Below are 18,074 nucleotides of genomic sequence, written 5' to 3' on the forward strand. Positions count from 1 at the left end.
TAAATCTTATTTTTTACGTGTATGTAAACCTTTCTTCTCCAAGCCTCGATAAATAAGTTGTTGCTGGATAATGGTAATTACATTAGATACTACCCAGTAAAGCACTAGACCTGACGGGAACCAAAGGAAGAAGAATGTAAACATGACTGGCATAAATGTCATCACTTTTTGTTGCATAGGATCTGCAACAGGTGTTGGCGACATTTTTTGTAATAAGAACATAGATGCCCCCATTAATAGCGGTAGGATATAATACGGATCTTGTGCAGACAAGTCCTGAATCCAACCAAAGAATGGCGCGTGTCGTAGTTCTACTGCTTCTAAGAAAGTCCAATATAACGCGATAAAAATTGGCATTTGTAGAATTAGTGGTAAGCAGCCACCAAGCGGATTTACTTTCTCTTCTTTATAAAGTTTCATCATCGCTTGACTCATTGCTTGACGATCTTCACCAAAACGTTCACGTAATTCTTGAATTTTTGGTTGTAACATTCGCATTTTCGCCATTGAGGTATATTGTGCTTTTGTTAAAGGATAAAGAATTGCTTTAACTACAATAGTTACCCCAATAATTGCCAACCCCCAGTTTTGTACTAGATCTTGAATGAGTTGTAATAATTTAAAGAGTGGTTTTGCGATAAACCATGCCCAGCCATAATCCACGGTTAAATCAAGGTGTGGGGCAACAGTTTCCATTTGGTTTTGTAATTTAGGACCAACCCATAGCTGACTTGTAATTGTATCTGTAGCATCGCTAGCAATCGTTGTTATTGGACCACGATAGCCGATATAAGCAAAATTACCTTGTGTTGAACTATATAGTTGATTTTCTGCATCTTGGTTAGGGATCCAAGCTGATACAAAATAGTGTTGTAAAACAGCAGCCCAACCTTGTTTCGTTTTAATATCTAAATTTGCTTTCTTCATATCATCAAACGAATATTTTTTATAGTTTGTATCTGCAGAAGAATAAGCGCCACCTGTATAAGTTGGCATCGCAATATTACCAGAACTTTCCACTAACGTATGTTTAAGTTGTGCATAAGGTTGAACTTGAATTGGTGTGGCAGTGGTATTGTTGATCTCAAAATTAACTTTTACATCATAGCTATCACGTGTTAGCGTGAAAGTTTTACGGTAAATAACACCATCTTTCGTATAAGTTAACGGAACGGTAAGTTCATTTTGCCCCTCTGCTAAAGCAAAATGCTCACCATCTACTTGATAATTTGCACGACCAGAAACATTATCACTACCATTTGGACCAATTAATCCACTTTGGGCAATGTAAACATGCTCAGGTGTATTTTTTAATAATGAAAATGGTGTGTTTGAATGTAATTCAGCACCATATTTTAATAATTGTGCTTTAACAACATCTCCACCAAGGGTGTCAACTTTTAAACGTAATACATCACTTTCTATTGTAATAATACGTCCTGACTGACTGTTATTCGTTACATCTTGAATAGCACTGTTACTACTTGCTGGGGTATCAGTTTGAGTAGCCTGAGTCTGTGCTTGTTGAGTTTGAGCTAATTGCGGGTTGTTATCGATTTCCCATTGTTGATAGATAAGAAATGAGATAAACAACAACGCAAGAACAAGTAAACTACGTCTTGAATCCATTATTTTTTTCTCTGTGGTTTATGATTATCAATAGGTGGTACAGGGTCATACCCTGACGAACCAAAAGGATGACATTTTAATATACGCTTCGCAGTAAGCCAACCCCCTTTTATCACTCCATGCGTTTGAATTGCTTCAATGCCATATTGTGAACATGTTGGCGTGAAGCGACAACGTGGACCAATTAATGGGCTAATAAAAAGTTGATAAAAGCGGATTAAACCAATTAAGATTTTTTTGAGAAACGTAGATGTCGTTGCCATAATTTATTCAACGCTTTAAATAACAACGCATTATCTAATTCACCTATCCCTTTACGCGCAATAATAATAAAGTCATAACTCGGTAATTGGCATTGTTGTAAACGGAAACTTTCACGACAAATGCGTTTAATTCGATTACGTTGATTAGCACGCTTTACATATTTTTTGGCAATAGTTAAACCTAATCGAGGTGATTGAAGTGTATTAGGACGAGCGATAATAGAAAGTTCAGGCAAAGACGCTCTGAAAGGTTGTTGGAATACAAAGTTGAATTGAGCGGGAGTTAACAAACGTAACTCCCTTGAAAATCCTAGCTTAGACACTCGTGGATCAGCAGATTATGCACTTAAACGTGCACGACCTTTAGCACGACGGCGAGCTAAAACTTGACGACCTTTTTTGGTTGCCATACGTGCACGGAAACCGTGAGTACGACTACGTTTTAATACAGAAGGTTGGAAAGTACGTTTCATTTTCTAATCTACCTAATAATGACGTTTTAATATGGATAATCAAGCAAAATTCAAACTATTTTGAACCAAGCAAGATATTAAAACAAAAAGTTATAATAAAAAGAGGACGCAATTCTAATCAGAAATTTGCCTTTCGTCAAATGGATAAATATAAAAATTTACTTTTTATCGCTTTTACTTAGGAAAATGAAGTAATGCGTAATAATCCATATAAACCCGACGAGAAAAATTGATCTTTTGAGAAGATCTTAACCTGAGTTTATTGTATGATATCGCTCGGTTTTAGATGGATTATTGAAAAATTTTGCTAACAATTAATATTACATACCTATGGAACAGCACAGATTAGCTTCTCTTTGGCAAAGTTGCCTTTTACAGTTACAGGATAAAATTAGCCAGCTGGATTTCAGTACATGGATTCGCCCATTACAAGCAGATATTTCAGAAAATACAATGGTACTTTACGCCCCAAATCGTTTTGTGCGTGATTGGGTGCAGGATAAATATCTCGTTCAGATTGAAGAAATTGTTCATTTTTTAACAGCGAACCCGCAATTTAGCGTACGGGTACGTGAAGGAACTCGCCCTGTAAAAGATGTAGCACCTGTAAGAGAAATGACATTGTCTGCAGAAACATTGCAGGTAGTGAATTCGCAAAATAGTAAACTTAAAACAAATTTGAATCCTAAGTATGAATTTCACAATTTTGTGCAAGGTAAATCTAACCAATTAGCGCGTGTTGTGGCGCAAAAAGTAGCAGAAAAAATTGGCGACGAAGGTTATAACCCTCTCTTTTTATATGGTGGTACTGGATTAGGCAAAACGCATTTATTGCACGCTATTGGTAATGGTATTTTAAAAAATAAACCAGATGCAAAGGTTGTTTATATTCATTCAGAGCGTTTTGTGCAAGAGTTGGTAAAGGCCTTAAAAACAGAAAGTATTGAAAAATTTAAGAAATTCTATCGATCTTTAGATGCATTATTGATTGATGATATTCAGTTTTTTGCAGGAAAAGAGGGGTCGCAAGAGGAATTTTTTCATACTTTCAATAGTTTATTTGAAGGTGGTCGACAAATTATTTTAACCTCAGATCGTTATCCTAAAGAGATTGATAAGATTGAAGAGCGTTTAAAATCTCGTTTTAATTGGGGATTAAGTGTAGCGATTGAGCCACCTGAATTAGAAACTCGAGTTGCAATCTTATTAAAGAAAGCAGAAGAAAGTAATATTGTCTTGCCTGAAGAAGTGGCATTTTTTATTGGGCAAAAATTACGCACCAATGTACGTGAGTTAGAAGGTGCATTGAACCGCGTCAGTGCTAATGCAAATTTCACTGGTCAGCCTATCACGATCGATTTTGTCCGAGAAACATTAAAAGATATGCTGGCAGTGCATGATCGTTCAGTAACATTGGATAATATTCAAAGAGTGGTAGCGGAACGTTATCGCATTAAAGTGGCAGATCTAAAATCAAAAAGTAAAGCACGCTCGGTTGTACGCCCGCGTCAAATGGCGATGGCATTAGCAAAAGAACTAACCAATCATAGTTTGCCTGAAATTGGGCGTGCATTTGGTGATCGTGATCATACAACGGTATTACATGCGTGTCGCAAGATCGCTGAGTTACGTGATTCAGACAATAATACCAGTGAAGATTACGCAAATCTTATTAGAACATTATCAACCTAAGGTGGGCATATGCAATTTATCGTAGCAAGAGAAAATTTATTAAAACCATTACAACAAGTCTGTGGGGTTTTAAGTAGCCGTCCATCTTTGCCTGTATTAAATAATATTTTAGTACAAATTGCGGGGGATCGTTTAACCTTAACAGGTTCAGATCTTGAGGTAGAACTTTCTACTTTTGTGCAATTAATTTCGGCGAGTGAAGACGGGGTATTTACTATTCCTGCGCGCAAATTTTTAGATATTTGTCGTTCATTAAATGATGATGCAGAAATAACTGTAAATTATGAAAATGACCGTGTATTAGTTACTGCTGAACGTAGTAAATTTAATTTAGCAACCTTACCTGCAGAAAGTTATCCAAATATTACACAGCTAGATATTGATATTGAGCTTAGCTTGGAACAATCCGTGTTACGCCGAGTAATGGAAGCAACACAATTTTCTATGGCAAATCAAGATGCGCGTTATTTCTTAAATGGAATGAAATTTGAAACGGAAAATAATGTGTTAAGAACGGTGGCGACAGATGGGCATCGTTTGGCTGTCTGTGGTATTCAATTAGCGCAAAATGTGCCTGATTATGCCATTATCGTGCCGCGCAAAGGGGTCATTGAATTAATGCGTTTATTGGATAGTAATAGTGAAAATGCTTTTATTCGTATGGGGCAAAATAATATCCAAGTGCATCTCAATAATGTGATTTTTACTTCTAAGCTTATTGATGGACGTTTCCCTGATTACCGTCGCGTATTACCACGCAATGCGGATCGTATTTTAGAAGTGGATTGGAACGCGTTAAAACAGGCTTGTGTGCGAGCTGCAATTTTATCTAATGAACGTTTCCGTGGTGTACGTTTAATTATTGAAGCTAATCAATTAAAAATCTTAGCGCAAAATCCAGATCAGGAAGAAGCCGAAGAAGTAATAGATGTTAGTTATAGTGGTGAACCAATGGAAGTGGGGTTCAATGTAAGCTATATCCTTGATGTACTCAATGCGTTGAAATGTAAGGCTGTGCGTATTCGTCTAACTGATGCAACGTCAAGTTGTCTAATAGAAGATTGCGAAGAAAGTCATGCAGAATATGTGATTATGCCAATGCGTCTGTAGTTATGGCTTTATCTCAACTCAATATTCAACATTTTAGAAATCTTAAAGCCGTGAGTTTAACGTTAAACTCAGGCTTTAATTTTTTGATTGGACATAATGGTAGTGGAAAAACAAGCCTATTAGAAGCGATCTATTTTTTAGGGCATGGACGTTCTTTTAAAAGCTCAGTGATCAGTCGAGTGATTCAGTATGAGCAAGCGGAATTTACCCTTTATGCGAAGATCGAAGATCAGCAAACGAGCTGGTCAGTAGGATTACAAAAAACTCGCCAAGGTGAAAATACGATTCGTATTAATGGGGAAGATGGCAATAAAATTTCTGATTTAGCCCATCTCTTGCCAATGCAATTAATTACCCCTGAAGGATTGACTTTAATTAATGGTGGACCAAGTTACCGCCGCGCATTTCTAGATTGGGGACTGTTTCACCTTGAAGCAAACTTTCATCAGCTATGGTCAATGATGAATCGCCTGTTGAAACAACGTAATGCAGCATTACAGCAAGTTAAAGAATATGCGCAAATTAAAATTTGGGATCAACAGTTGCAACAGGTTGCACATCAAATTAGTGCTTGGCGTCAGCAGTATGCTGAAACATTAAAGGCAGAAATTGAGGCGACTTGTCGGCTATTTTTGCCAGAAGTAGAAATCGATACCCAGTTCTATCAAGGTTGGACGAAAGAGCTAGATTATGCAGAGGTTTTGGCTGCAAATTTTCAACGTGATCAGGCGGTGGGTTACACAATGTCAGGACCACAACGAGCAGATTTTAAATTTAAAGCCAATGGTTTGCCTGCAGAAGATATTCTTTCGCGTGGGCAGCTAAAATTATTAATGTGTGCCTTGCGGTTAGCACAAGGCGAACATCTAATGCGAGAGCAACAACGGCGTTGTATTTTTTTAATTGATGATTTTGCTTCAGAACTGGATCCGAATAAACGAGCGTTATTGGCACAGCGCCTCAAAGAAAGTCAATCGCAAGTCATTATTACAGCTATCACGCCTGAACAATTACAACAACCCCATTGGCAAGAAGGGGCTACTTTCTATTTGCAAAATGGGGAAATTTTGTAGGGCAAATTTTTAAATCCGATATAACATATTAATTTATAAACGATAAAGTTGAATATAAGTGTCTGAGCTATACATTTAGGTTTCGCCCAAAAGGGGATACCATTTTACTCGCAAGCAAAGTTACTCACTCTAACGAGTCGTTGCCAGCAATGTTCAAAAAGCTATCGTTTTTTGTCATATTAAATTAGCTTTATTATCACTTTGCCTTAACTATTGATATTTAGTTAAGTTCCTTAATTGTACTAGCAGCTGCTTACAGGCTTTATCCAATGGCGCTTGAACAACCATTTCCTCTCCGCTTTTTGGGTGAACAAAACGAATAGATGCTGCATGTAAGAAAAGGCGTTGTAAGCCAAATGATGCAAGTTGTTGATCAAATTCTTTATTACCGTATTTACTATCGAAAGCAATCGGGTGCCCTGCGTATTGCGTATGTACCCGAATTTGATGTGTTCGTCCTGTAACAGGAGAGGCTTTCACTAATGTTGCAAAACTAAAACGTTCTTCTACGCTAAAGCGTGTTTCAGACGGCTTACCTTGATCACTAACTTTCACAATGCGCTCGCCACTAGATAATTCATTCTTTAATAACGGTGCTTTGATCACTTTGCAGTGTGATTGCCATTCACCTCTAACTAATGCCAAATAATCTTTTTGGATTGTTTTTTCACGTAACTGCTCATGCAAATTGCGTAAGGCAGAACGTTTTTTTGCAACCAATAAAATCCCTGAAGTATCACGGTCTAAACGGTGTACCAGTTCGAGAAATTTTGCTTGTGGACGTAAAGCGCGTAATGCTTCGATTACCCCAAAACTTAAACCGCTGCCACCATGTACCGCAATACCAGAAGGCTTATTGATTATTAGGAGTTGATCATCTTCAAATAAGATTTGTTGTTCTAGTTCACTCACTTTATTAAGTTTGGTGGAAACGGGAACAGTGTCGGTTTTTTCACTCACTCTTACTGGAGGGATTCGCACTATATCACCCGCTTGTAATTTATATTCAGGTTTGACTCGACCTTTATTTACGCGTACTTCACCTTTACGAATAATGCGATAGATTAAACTTTTGGGGACACCTTTTAATTTGGCTAATAAATAATTATCGATGCGTTGTTGATCTTCATCGCTTTCAATCGTCACAAAACGGACATTCGCATTAATTACATTATTTTCAGAATGACTCATAATTTCTCTAACCTTAAAAAATTCGGCGTATCATACCATTAAGCATCAGGAGTTGCGAAAAATTACGCAATTTTTTTCACAGTAAGTGATAGGAAATTAAGGATCTTTAGCTTTGCAAAAGGCCGATAAAATGGAATAATAAGGAGCATTTTTTTGTGGGCAATTAACACATTTGCTGTTTTGTCTTTATCAATCACAAAATAGTGCTTTTTAACTTGATTTTTGGTGCAGCAGTAGGGCGTAAGACACCAATTTTAGAGATGTTAATACAGGACACGAATTAAGCAAATTCAATATAATCAGTTCAAAGTAACCATTTAGTACAAACAATGGAACAGTCATGTTTGTATGTTAAATTGCGTTACGTTTTAGCACAATGAGAATCGGGAGATTGGCATACTGCAACAACAGAATTAAAGTGTTTGTATTATCATCGTTTTTATAAAAGTTATAACAAGAATAGAGAAATAACGATGAAAAGAATGTTAATTAACGCCACGCAAAAGGAAGAGTTGCGTGTCGCTCTAGTTGATGGTCAACGTTTATTTGACCTCGATATTGAATCTCCAGGGCATGAACAAAAGAAAGCCAACATCTATAAAGGAAAAATCACCCGAGTAGAACCAAGTTTAGAAGCTGCATTTGTTGATTATGGTGCAGAACGACATGGTTTCCTTCCTTTAAAAGAAATTGCTAGAGAATATTTCCCAGAAGGTTATGTTTATCAAGGCAGACCAAATATCCGTGATATTTTGCACGAAGGGCAAGAAGTCATTGTGCAAGTTAGTAAAGAAGAACGGGGTAATAAAGGTGCTGCGTTAACAACTTTTGTCTCTTTGGCTGGCAGTTATTTAGTGATTATGCCAAACAATCCTCGTGCTGGCGGTATTTCACGCCGTATTGAAGGGGATGAACGTTTAGAGTTAAAAGAAGCACTTGGTTCATTAGAAGTACCAGATGGTGTTGGTTTAATTGTGCGTACTGCGGGTGTGGGAAGATCACCTGAAGAGTTGCAATGGGATCTACATGTTCTATTACATCACTGGGAAGCGATTAAACAAGCGTCAGAATCACGTCCAGCACCATTCTTAATTCACCAAGAAAGTGATGTTATTGTGCGTGCAATTCGTGATTATTTGCGTCGTGATATTGGTGAAATCTTAATCGATAGCCGTAAGGTATATGACAAAGTAAAAGAGCATATCAAATTGGTGCGTCCAGACTTTATTAATCGAGTCAAACTTTATCAAGGTGAAGTGCCATTATTCAGTCATTTCCAAATTGAATCACAAATTGAATCGGCTTTCCAACGTGAAGTTCAATTACCATCAGGCGGTTCTATCGTTATTGACGTAACAGAAGCGTTGACCGCGATTGATATCAACTCAGCACGTTCAACACGTGGCGGCGATATTGAAGAAACTGCCTTAAACACTAACTTAGAAGCAGCGGATGAAATTGCTCGTCAATTACGGTTACGTGACCTTGGTGGTTTAATTGTGATTGACTTTATCGATATGACGCCAGCGCGTCATCAACGTGAAGTTGAAAATCGAATTCGTGATGCGGTACGTCAAGATCGTGCTAGAATTCAAATTAGCCGTATTTCACGTTTCGGCTTATTAGAGATGTCCCGCCAACGGTTAAGTCCATCACTTAATGAATCAACACACCATATTTGTCCTCGTTGTCAAGGAACAGGGAAAGTTCGAGATAATGAATCTTTATCACTCTCAATTTTACGGTTATTAGAAGAAGAAGCCTTAAAAGAAAATACCAAGCAAGTACATACTATTGTGCCTGTGAAAATTGCTACGTACTTATTGAATGAGAAACGTCGTGCAATTATGGAGATTGAGAAGCGCCATAATGTACAAGTTATTGTTGTGCCGCACGAACAAATGGAAACCCCTCACTTTTCGGTATTCCGTTTACGAGATGGTGAAGATAATCATACATTGAGTTATAACTTAACAAAATTGCATGATATCCAAGATGACTTTGATGGCGAAGAGTCATTAGTGAGTCGTGTGTCTGATGTATCAGCCAATACAACCGCGACACAACCAGAAGTTGCTGCAGTAGAAATTACTATTCCAGCACCTGCGCCAGTGATCAAACGTAAAGAAGAAGAGAAAGCTTCTTTGCTCGTTCGTTTGTGGCAAAAAATTAAAGGTTTATTTGCAGATCAAGAAAATGAGGAGAAGAATAAGAAATCTCATTCTCGTCATAATAAACGACCACGCCGTGATAACCGCGAAAATAACCGCCGTGATCGCCGCAATAATGAGGATACACGCCGTAAAGATACGCATCTTACAGTAGAAAAAGATGAAAATATAAAACGTACCAAACGCCGTAAATCAATCAATGAAGAACTTAATGAAACAAATACTTCGCTGGTTGCGACCCGCAAAGATGACGAAAATAGCAAAGAACAACAAATTGCTTCTCGTCGTCAACGTCGAGATTTGCGTAAAAAAGTTCGTTTAAATAGTGAGGCGATAGTTGAGCAAGAAAATAATGTAACGCCTAATGCTCTAATAGAGGTATCAGAAGTAGTCGTATCGGAACCAAGTAAAGTCGCTGAAATCAAAGAGGTAATGTCAACGATTACTGAAACGAAAGCTGATGACGTGATGGAAACAGCAATGGTGTCATTAGATGGTGTTCAATCTGAATCAGATTCTCCTGTAAATGTAGAAGCAGAAGAAAATCAGGGGCAGGAAAAAACACATAAAGATAACCGTTCACGTCGCTTACCTCGTCATTTGCGCATGAATAATCGCAGACGTCGCCATGCGGCTGAAGTGGTATCACCTATGCCTTTATTTATGGCAGTAGCATCACCTGAATTGGCGAGTGGTAAAATTTGTTTACCATTTGTGAATCGTGTTGAGAAAGAGAAAAACAGCACTTTTGTTTCAGTTGATGAAATGTTAGAACAACAAAAACAAGATACCAATGAAACAGTAATTCCAGTTACGTCTGCAGTGGCAAGCCAAGAGGCAAATCCACGCCCACTAGCGCCAGTATTAACCATGGCTGCTAATGGCAAAGAGGCAAAATCTAAACCAAATAGTAGCCTAAATCAGGCATTATTGGCACAGGCTGATGAGCAACAAGTAACAGAAACAGTTGTATCAGCGGTGGATCCAGTAACTGAACAAGTTGCATTCAATGAAGCTGTAACTGAATTAAACGTAGCAGAAAAAGTTGTTGTTCCATATCAATCAACTTATCAATTTAATGGTCGTTTAGGTACATTTTCTGCCGTGCAACACGTGAAAGTCGATATGACGTTAGCAGAAGCGGATACGCTTGTGCCAATGACATTCAATAGTATTGCTGAGTGGAAAGGCTCTCGTTATAGCTTTAGAGGTAAAGGGGCTGCTGGCTATCATACGGCGATTGATCATGCAGCGGTTGAACCTACCCAAGCAGTAGCAGGATAAACAAATAGTAAATGTCGGGTACAAAGGTATCCGACATTTTTTTGACCATTTTTCGATTTAAACTGCAAAAATATCAAATAATGGAATATCCCATGTCTCACAAGGGATCTCTCTCACTTGTTGACATTTATGTGCTAAACCAACTGGCAGAAAGTTTTTTTGTTGCCAATTTTCTAAGGTGCGGTCGTAAAAGCCACCTCCCATACCTAGCCGATTTTTCTGGGGATCAAATGCAACAAGAGGTGTGAAAATAATATCTAACTGATTAGCTGGTAAAACCTGAGTTACATCTAATGTTGGTTCTCTAATGGAAAATTTATTTTTTTGTAGTGGTGTATCAGGTGTATAAGCAAGAAATAAGAGATTACCATTACTAAAAGGGTGTAATACAGGCAAATAGAGATGATAGCCTTGTTGCCAGAGTGTTTGAATTAATGTTTTTGTAGAAAGCTCACCATCAAATGAGAGATAAATAGCAATATTTTTTACAGAGCGGGAATGTAAAAAATCTAACACAGGGGCAACAATTTTTTGTTCAGCTTCAATTTGTTGCTGTATTGTAAGTGCTGCGCGTTGCTTGCGAATAAATTGCCGTAATTGCTGCCTTTGGTGAGTTTTATTAAATGCGGAATTCTCTGGAAATATAATTTGAGAGTGAGACGGAATAATCGACATAGGCTTGACTACTTTAGTTAGAACCCGAGGTGCCGATACGGGTGGTCGGTCCTTGAACCCTACGGTTCAAGGGAGTCAGTCTTACAGTCATTAGGCTTCTTGATAAATCAAGCATGCTCACCGATTGTAGGTAACCAACTCGAAAATATATCAGTATCGGCTCAGGGACGTAACCCATTGTCGTACACCTCAGGATAGTTTTAATAGTACATGAATTTTATCAATTTGCCTAGTCAGGGTACTTAATTTCCTTAATTTAGATCATCTTTTATTTAGGTGAAGGCATATTTGATAAAATAGTGCTTAAAGAGTGTTCTATTTGTTCAATTTTATTATTAATGAGGTTTTCTCGTTCTGAATTTTTCTGCTGTTGAGTGATTAATTCATGACATAAATTTAACCCAACAATCGTTAACACTTTATCTAGTTGAATAATACCCGTACGATTTTTCAGTTCTGATACTTTTTTTTCCAAAATATCCGCTGCTTCTCTTAGTGCCTGATGCTGATCTTCAGGACAGCTTAAACGTAGGTTTTGACCAAAAATATACAAATCAATATTTTTAGACATACAAGAACCTCTTTAGACAGAAATGATAATTCATAGATAGTTTGATATTATGCCATAGCAAATAAGTTTCGTCATAGATTATTGGTGGATATTCTGGTTGGTGTTAGAATGATTGATGTGTGTTATCAAATGGGAAAAAATATGGTCATTACAGCAGCACAGCTTACAAAAGAATTAAAACAAGTCGATATAGCCTTAAATGGAATCGAACTACATGGGTTATTAACTGGATTTATTTGTGGGGGGATCCGCGATGAAAGTTGGAAACCTTTGTTATATAAATTTACTAATGATGATCATGCCTATCCCGTACAACTTATTAGCAAGATTGCAGAATTATATAACGCATTAAATCAAAGTTTATCTGATCTTAGCGAATTTACCTTTGACTTAGATTTAGGTAGTCTAGATGATACTTACCAAAATATTACCTCATTAAGTGAGTGGTGCAATCATTTTTTACTGGGTTTAGGGTTAGCGCAGCCGAATTTACAACAGGAACAACAACCAGATATTGCTGAAGCTTTAGCGGATTTACGCGAAATTTGTCAGCTTGGTTATGAAGAAGATGATGATGAAGAGAGTCTTGCACAGGCCTTAGAAGAAGTGATTGAATACTTACGTACTATTGCAATGTTATTTTATTCGCACTTTAACCAATCAACGACAACAAATAAAACAATTCACTAAGGGGACGTTATTGTGGATTTAAGTTATATGGCAGAAATGCCAATAGAAGAGTTTCAACAACGCCGAGCAGCAGTTTTGGCTCAATTACCCAACAATAGTGGCTTATTAGTTTTTTCCAATGTAGAACAACAACGTACCGCCTCATCTACTTACCCATTTCGGCAAGATAACTATTTTTGGTATTTAACAGGATTCAATGAGCCAAATGCGATCTTGCTATTGAAAAAAAGTGAGCTAGGTGAGCAAAGTATTCTATTTCTACGCCCATCTGATCCATTAATGGAAACATGGAATGGACGCCGTTTAGGAGTTGAGCGAGCTCCTGCAACATTACATTTAGATCAAGCTTTTTCTATTGATGAAGTTCGTCAACAGTTACCACAATTATTAAATGGTTTAGATACTCTTTATCACGCAGAAGAAATGCAAGCGTGGGGAGATGAACTAGTTCGGCAAACTTTTTCTCTGATGCGTACCCAGCAACGTCAAGGTATGAAAATCCCAACAACCCAAGTTTGTTGGCGACATATTTTAGACGAAATGCGTTTATTTAAGTCAGATAATGAAATTCGCTTAATGCAACAAGCAGGGCAAATTTCTGCATTAGCGCATATTCGAGCAATGAAACAAGCACGAGCACAACGTTTTGAATATGAATTAGCTAGTGAAATGCTACATGAATTTAATCGTTTTGGTGCAAGATGGGAAGCTTATCCTGCTATTATCGCTAGTGGGGAAAATGCGTGTATTCTGCATTACACAGAGAATGACCGCTTGATGCAAGATGGTGATTTAGTCTTAATTGACGCGGGGTGTGAGTTTGCGATGTATGCAGGCGATATTACGCGTACTTTCCCTGTCAATGGCAAGTTTAGTCCAGCACAACGTGAAATTTATCAAATTGTATTGGACGCACAAAAACGCGCGATTGAATTATTGGTCAATGGTAGTTCAATTAAACAAGCAAATGATGAAGTGTTACGTATTAAAGTCGCTGGTTTAGTTCGCTTGGGGCTTTTATCGGGTGATGTTGAAACTCTTATTACGGAAAAGGCTTACACTCGTTTTTATATGCATAGTTTAGGACATTGGCTTGGCTTAGATGTGCATGATGTAGGTAGTTACGGTGTCGAGCGTCAACGTGAATTGCAGCCTGGAATGGTGGTAACCGTTGAGCCTGGATTATATATTCCGAATGCAGAAGATATACCTGAGGCGTACCGAGGCATTGGTGTGCGGATCGAAGATGATCTGTTAATTACGGAATATGGTAATAAGGTATTAACTGCTGCTGTACCAAAAGAAATTGCCGATATTGAAGCTTTAATGGCACAAAAGGATTAATTAATGCAACAGCAACACTACGATGTAATTATAGGCGGTGGGGCAATGAATGGGCTAACGCTTGCGCTAGCATTGCACACTATGAGCGCAGCCCGACTCAAGATTGCGGTGATTGAAAAGCAGCAACGATCGCAACATCAAGGTGTGGGATTTGATAGTCGTTGTGTTGCTTTATCAGATGGCACTTGTCGTAAATTAAACCGTATCCAATTTAATTCAGAACAAACATTGTGGGATCGTATAGCACAATTTGCTGAACCGATTAAACAAGTGCATGTCTCAGATCGTGGACATAGCGGTATTGTAGAAATTAATGCAAGCGATATGCACTTAACGCAAGTGGGGGTTGTGGTTTCTTTACATCACATGGGGGAGCTGTTTGCGCAAGCTTTGACGGATAAACCGAATATTGATTTTTTTTGCCCTCATACCATTCAACAACTGCAAACGACAGATGGACAAGTCAATGTATTATTGGATAACGGTTGCCAATTAAGCGCAAAATTACTGGTTGCAGCAGATGGTAGCGATTCACAACTAGCAAAATTGGCTGGTATTACCAGTTATATTGAACAGGATTATCATCAGAGTGCGGTGATTGCTAATGTGATGACATCAGTGGCTCATCAAGGGCGAGCCTTTGAACGATTTACGTCTGAGGGACCGATTGCCTTATTGCCGATGACAAATAATATGATGTCATTGGTTTTTTGTACCAAACAACCAGAGCTGCTACTTGGTTTCGATGATCAGGCTTTTTTACAACATTTACAACAATATTTTGGTTGGCGTTTGGGTAAATTTACCTCGGTGAGTCGCCGCACAGCTTATCCATTGCAATTAAAACGTAGCGCTTCTTTTATTGGACAACGAGTGGCATTAGTAGGGAATGCTGCACAAACCTTACACCCAGTGGCAGGGCAGGGCTTTAATTTAGGTATTCGCGATGTATTTGCTTTGGCAGAGTTGATTGTGAGTGCAACAGCTATTGGATCTGAACAAATGCTGCAACAATACCAAAACGCTCGAATACAAGATCAACAGCGAATAATGAGTCTCACGAGTAACTTAGTACACATTTTTAGTAATGATCTTTTACCTTTTCAACTATTGCGAAATCTTGGTTTGCTGAGTTTAAGTCATTGTTCTGGCTTGCGTAATTTGTTTGTACAGCCAACATTAGGGCGGATTTTATGAAAACTTTCGATATTGTCATTATTGGTGGTGGTATGGTGGGCTTGGCATTAGCCCAAGCATTGAAAGAAAATGAGTGTTCTATTGCGATTATTGAAGCTAATCAGCCAACTTTGCAGTTAGAGCAAGTGGCTAATCGTGTTAGTGCATTAAATCTTGCTTCAGAAGCCATGTTGCGCCAATTTGGGGTTTGGCAACAAATTCAGTATTGGCGAGCTACTGCTTATGATCGAATGCAAGTTTGGGAAAAAGATAGTTTCGCCAATATTCAATTAGATACGCAAAATTTAGGTAGCGATCATTTAGGTCATATCGTTGAGAATCAGATTATCCGACAAGCGTTATATCAAGCCGTTCAGCAACAAGCCAATGTAGAACTGTTATTTGCTAAACCAGCCTCGGTGGGGATTAATGAGAACAATGCAGTATTAAGTTTAGATAATGGCGAAATTATTGTAGCTAAATTAGTTGTTGGTGCAGATGGGGCGAACTCTTGGTTGCGAGAGCAAATGCAGATCCCATTGAGTTTTCGAGATTATCAACATACCGCATTGGTCTGTAATGTTGAAACGGAAGAGCCACATCAACAAGTTTGTCGGCAAATTTTTTCCTCAGAGTCAATTCTAGCGTTTTTACCATTACACCAACCGAATTTAAATTCCATTGTATGGTCGCTAGATCCATTACAAGCAAAAGCATTAGTAATGTGTGATGAAGAACAGTTTAATCGCCGTTTAACTACCGCCTTTGATAATCGATTAGGTTTATGTCGAGTTGTTAGTGAACGTCATATTTATCCATTACGGGCGAGATTTGCCCGTCATTTTGCACAAGATAGAGTGGCATTAGTTGGAGATGCTGCACATACCATTCACCCGTTAGCGGGATTAGGCGTTAATTTAGGCTTTATGGACGCATTAGCCTTAGCACAAGAAATTGAAGCTAATCTAGCTCACAATAAAGATATAGGCGAATATCGTCATTTACGTCATTATGAACGTTGGCGTAAAACTGAAGCAATGAAGATGCTGGCTGCAATGCAAGGATTTAGAGAGCTGTTTGCTGGTGATATGCCGTTGAAAAAATTGGTACGAGGTATTGGTTTAAGTTTGACAGATAAACTTTTACCTGTGAAACAGCAATTTATTGCACAAGCGACAGGACTAAGTGGCGACTTGCCAAAACGGGTGAAACAAATAGATTTATTTGCTTTAGAACATTGAATTACAACAGAAAATATTGATCAGCTTCACACTTTTATCTGAATTCAGCAGTATAACCTGATTTTGTCTTGAAACTACTGTTGAAGCTCCTTATCATTAGAAGAAATTTATTTTTTATCTCTATAAATTATATAATTTCTAATAAATTCACGGTCTAAAAGGACAAGTATGCAACCAATCAGTAATATTGATCATCTTGATCAACAAATTTTGCGTGTTTTAACGCAAGATGCGCGCACACCTTATGCTGAAATGGCAAAAAACTTTGGGGTCAGTCCTGGTACGATTCATGTACGAGTCGAAAAAATGCGTCAATCGGGCATTATTGAAGGCACAAAAGTCAAGATTAATGAAAGACGCCTTGGCTATGATGTGTGTTGTTTTATTGGCATTATTCTAAAAAGTGCAAAAGATTATGAAAAAGTGATTGCTAAATTACAAGAGTTTGATGAGGTGGTTGAGGCGTATTACACCACGGGCAATTATTCTATTTTTATTAAAGTGATGACACACACTATTGAAGAGCTGCATCATGTTCTGGCAACGAAAATTCAGTTAATTGACGAAATTCAATCGACAGAAACCTTGATTTCGATGCAGAACCCTATTCTCCGAGATATAAAACCATAACCATAATAAGGAGGGCATTATGTCGGACGTTTTCCACTTAGGTCTTAAGAAAAGTGATTTGGACGGAGCAACGTTAGCTATTGTACCAGGTGCGCCTGAACGTGTACCTGTGATTGCGAAACAGCTAGAAAATCCGAAATTTTTAGTTTCAACCAGAGAGTTTACTTCTTGGTTAGGCTATTTAAATGGTAAAGCAGTTGTTGTGTGTTCAACAGGTATTGGTGGACCATCTGTGTCTATTGCCGTAGAAGAGCTTGCGCAATTAGGGGTAACAACATTCTTGCGTATTGGCACAACGGGTGCAATTCAACCAGAAATCAATGTTGGTGATGTATTAATTACCACTGGTGCAGTACGTTTAGATGGGGCAAGCCAGCACTTTGCACCATTAGAATATCCAGCAGTAGCAAATTTTGAATGTACTACTGCATTGTATCGTGCTGCACAAGAGGTAAATCCGAATAAAACTTATGTCGGCATTACTGCTTCTTCTGATACTTTCTATCCAGGACAAGAGCGTTACGATACCTATTCTGGTAAAGTGTGGCGCCATTTCCAAGGTTCATTAAAACAGTGGCAAGAACTCAATGTGATGAATTTTGAAATGGAATCTGCAACTTTGTTTACTATGTGTTCTGCTTTAGGATTGTGTGCAGGAATGGTGGCGGGAGCGATTGTTAATCGTACACAACAAGAAATTCCAAATGAAGAGACGATGAAAGCAACAGAAGAAAATGCGATCAAAATTGTAGTGAAAGCCGCAAGTTATTTATTGTAATTTGATCATAAATGTATATTTTTAAATCTCCTTATAACCCTTTTAATGAAAGGCTAAAATAGTTGTTAAAAGAGAGAATATAC

At 38.0% G+C, this 18,074-nt stretch carries 17 protein-coding genes and 1 other RNA gene; 10 read left to right on the top strand and 8 right to left on the bottom strand.

The window, feature by feature from the left end:
• Positions 1-6: 6 nt before the first annotated feature.
• The 4 genes from yidC to rpmH are packed head-to-tail and all read right to left on the bottom strand — an operon-like array spanning position 7 to position 2,365.
• Positions 7-1,629: a membrane protein insertase YidC gene (yidC, locus tag ACFFHK_RS04725; RefSeq protein ID WP_382370064.1), complete on the bottom strand. Its 1,623-nt coding sequence runs from the start codon at positions 1,627-1,629 to the stop codon at positions 7-9.
• The gene (yidD, locus tag ACFFHK_RS04730) at positions 1,629-1,892 is read right to left on the bottom strand and encodes a membrane protein insertion efficiency factor YidD (protein WP_382370066.1); all 264 of its coding nucleotides are present in this window, start codon (positions 1,890-1,892) and stop codon (positions 1,629-1,631) included. Before yidD ends, yidC begins: the two co-directional genes overlap by 1 nt.
• On the bottom strand, positions 1,856-2,215 hold the full coding sequence (gene rnpA, locus ACFFHK_RS04735; protein WP_382370068.1) for a ribonuclease P protein component: 360 nt from the start codon (positions 2,213-2,215) through the stop codon (positions 1,856-1,858). Before rnpA ends, yidD begins: the two co-directional genes overlap by 37 nt.
• Before the next feature lie 15 nt (positions 2,216-2,230).
• Entirely contained in the window at positions 2,231-2,365 is a 135-nt protein-coding gene (gene rpmH / locus ACFFHK_RS04740) for a 50S ribosomal protein L34 (protein ID WP_013745661.1), read from the bottom strand.
• Between the two features lie 330 nt (positions 2,366-2,695).
• Between rpmH and dnaA the strand changes: the two genes are divergently transcribed.
• Genes dnaA through recF form a run of 3 tightly spaced genes read left to right on the top strand, consistent with a single transcriptional unit; the run spans position 2,696 to position 6,240 of the window.
• Positions 2,696-4,057: a chromosomal replication initiator protein DnaA gene (gene dnaA, locus ACFFHK_RS04745; protein ID WP_382370071.1), complete on the top strand. Its 1,362-nt coding sequence runs from the start codon at positions 2,696-2,698 to the stop codon at positions 4,055-4,057.
• A 9-nt stretch (positions 4,058-4,066) separates the two neighbouring features.
• Positions 4,067-5,167 carry a DNA polymerase III subunit beta gene (gene dnaN, locus ACFFHK_RS04750; protein WP_382370073.1) on the top strand — a complete coding sequence of 367 codons (1,101 nt, stop codon included), beginning with the start codon at positions 4,067-4,069 and terminating at the stop codon, positions 5,165-5,167.
• Positions 5,168-5,169: 2 nt separating this feature from the next.
• Positions 5,170-6,240, top strand: coding sequence for a DNA replication/repair protein RecF (recF, locus tag ACFFHK_RS04755; RefSeq protein ID WP_382370075.1), 1,071 nt, complete (start codon positions 5,170-5,172; stop codon positions 6,238-6,240).
• A 210-nt stretch (positions 6,241-6,450) separates the two neighbouring features.
• Here the strand turns inward: recF and rluC are convergent, their stop codons facing one another.
• Positions 6,451-7,431, bottom strand: a complete 981-nt coding sequence (gene rluC, locus ACFFHK_RS04760) for a 23S rRNA pseudouridine(955/2504/2580) synthase RluC (protein ID WP_382370077.1) — start codon at positions 7,429-7,431, stop codon at positions 6,451-6,453.
• A gap of 473 nt (positions 7,432-7,904) precedes the next feature.
• Between rluC and rne the strand changes: the two genes are divergently transcribed.
• The gene (rne, locus tag ACFFHK_RS04765; protein ID WP_382370079.1) at positions 7,905-10,886 is read left to right on the top strand and encodes a ribonuclease E; all 2,982 of its coding nucleotides are present in this window, start codon (positions 7,905-7,907) and stop codon (positions 10,884-10,886) included.
• Between the two features lie 57 nt (positions 10,887-10,943).
• Here the strand turns inward: rne and ACFFHK_RS04770 are convergent, their stop codons facing one another.
• The 3 genes from ACFFHK_RS04770 to ACFFHK_RS04780 form a co-directional block, all read right to left on the bottom strand.
• On the bottom strand, positions 10,944-11,561 hold the full coding sequence (locus ACFFHK_RS04770) for a 5-formyltetrahydrofolate cyclo-ligase (protein WP_382370081.1): 618 nt from the start codon (positions 11,559-11,561) through the stop codon (positions 10,944-10,946).
• A 17-nt stretch (positions 11,562-11,578) separates the two neighbouring features.
• A non-coding RNA gene (gene ssrS, locus ACFFHK_RS04775) (6S RNA) lies at positions 11,579-11,760 on the bottom strand.
• 69 nt (positions 11,761-11,829) lie between these two features.
• A complete protein-coding gene (locus ACFFHK_RS04780; protein ID WP_382370083.1) occupies positions 11,830-12,132 on the bottom strand; it encodes a cell division protein ZapA in 303 nt (100 codons plus the stop codon).
• Between the two features lie 141 nt (positions 12,133-12,273).
• On the opposite strand from ACFFHK_RS04780, the gene ACFFHK_RS04785 reads away from it, so the two are divergent.
• The 6 genes from ACFFHK_RS04785 (at position 12,274) to udp (ending at position 17,991) form a co-directional block, all read left to right on the top strand.
• Positions 12,274-12,822: a UPF0149 family protein gene (locus tag ACFFHK_RS04785; RefSeq protein WP_382370384.1), complete on the top strand. Its 549-nt coding sequence runs from the start codon at positions 12,274-12,276 to the stop codon at positions 12,820-12,822.
• A gap of 12 nt (positions 12,823-12,834) precedes the next feature.
• Positions 12,835-14,166 carry a Xaa-Pro aminopeptidase gene (pepP, locus tag ACFFHK_RS04790; RefSeq protein WP_382370085.1) on the top strand — a complete coding sequence of 444 codons (1,332 nt, stop codon included), beginning with the start codon at positions 12,835-12,837 and terminating at the stop codon, positions 14,164-14,166.
• Between the two features lie 3 nt (positions 14,167-14,169).
• Entirely contained in the window at positions 14,170-15,363 is a 1,194-nt protein-coding gene (gene ubiH, locus ACFFHK_RS04795; protein ID WP_382370087.1) for a 2-octaprenyl-6-methoxyphenyl hydroxylase, read from the top strand.
• Positions 15,360-16,583, top strand: a complete 1,224-nt coding sequence (locus tag ACFFHK_RS04800) for an FAD-dependent monooxygenase (protein WP_382370089.1) — start codon at positions 15,360-15,362, stop codon at positions 16,581-16,583. Before ubiH ends, ACFFHK_RS04800 begins: the two co-directional genes overlap by 4 nt.
• A 177-nt stretch (positions 16,584-16,760) precedes the next feature.
• Positions 16,761-17,213 carry a transcriptional regulator AsnC gene (asnC, locus tag ACFFHK_RS04805; RefSeq protein WP_382370386.1) on the top strand — a complete coding sequence of 151 codons (453 nt, stop codon included), beginning with the start codon at positions 16,761-16,763 and terminating at the stop codon, positions 17,211-17,213.
• A gap of 19 nt (positions 17,214-17,232) precedes the next feature.
• Positions 17,233-17,991, top strand: coding sequence for a uridine phosphorylase (gene udp / locus ACFFHK_RS04810; protein ID WP_382370091.1), 759 nt, complete (start codon positions 17,233-17,235; stop codon positions 17,989-17,991).
• Positions 17,992-18,074: the final 83 nt, after the last annotated feature.

The sequence above is a fragment of the Gallibacterium trehalosifermentans genome, from assembly GCF_042433055.1.
Lineage (GTDB): Bacteria > Pseudomonadota > Gammaproteobacteria > Enterobacterales > Pasteurellaceae > Gallibacterium > Gallibacterium trehalosifermentans.

Excerpts from the sequence above, each read along its gene's own strand:
- yidC (WP_382370064.1), bottom strand. The coding sequence starts at position 1,629 with ATGGATTCAAGACGTAGTTTACTTGTTCTTGCGTTGTTGTTTATCTCA.
- rluC (WP_382370077.1), bottom strand. The coding sequence starts at position 7,431 with ATGAGTCATTCTGAAAATAATGTAATTAATGCGAATGTCCGTTTTGTG.
- dnaA (WP_382370071.1), top strand. The coding sequence starts at position 2,696 with ATGGAACAGCACAGATTAGCTTCTCTTTGGCAAAGTTGCCTTTTACAG.
- ACFFHK_RS04785 (WP_382370384.1), top strand. The coding sequence starts at position 12,274 with ATGGTCATTACAGCAGCACAGCTTACAAAAGAATTAAAACAAGTCGAT.
- rne (WP_382370079.1), top strand. The coding sequence starts at position 7,905 with ATGAAAAGAATGTTAATTAACGCCACGCAAAAGGAAGAGTTGCGTGTC.
- ACFFHK_RS04780 (WP_382370083.1), bottom strand. The coding sequence starts at position 12,132 with ATGTCTAAAAATATTGATTTGTATATTTTTGGTCAAAACCTACGTTTA.
- recF (WP_382370075.1), top strand. The coding sequence starts at position 5,170 with ATGGCTTTATCTCAACTCAATATTCAACATTTTAGAAATCTTAAAGCC.
- udp (WP_382370091.1), top strand. The coding sequence starts at position 17,233 with ATGTCGGACGTTTTCCACTTAGGTCTTAAGAAAAGTGATTTGGACGGA.
- ubiH (WP_382370087.1), top strand. The coding sequence starts at position 14,170 with ATGCAACAGCAACACTACGATGTAATTATAGGCGGTGGGGCAATGAAT.
- dnaN (WP_382370073.1), top strand. The coding sequence starts at position 4,067 with ATGCAATTTATCGTAGCAAGAGAAAATTTATTAAAACCATTACAACAA.
- rpmH (WP_013745661.1), bottom strand. The coding sequence starts at position 2,365 with ATGAAACGTACTTTCCAACCTTCTGTATTAAAACGTAGTCGTACTCAC.
- ACFFHK_RS04770 (WP_382370081.1), bottom strand. The coding sequence starts at position 11,561 with ATGTCGATTATTCCGTCTCACTCTCAAATTATATTTCCAGAGAATTCC.
- yidD (WP_382370066.1), bottom strand. The coding sequence starts at position 1,892 with ATGGCAACGACATCTACGTTTCTCAAAAAAATCTTAATTGGTTTAATC.
- ACFFHK_RS04800 (WP_382370089.1), top strand. The coding sequence starts at position 15,360 with ATGAAAACTTTCGATATTGTCATTATTGGTGGTGGTATGGTGGGCTTG.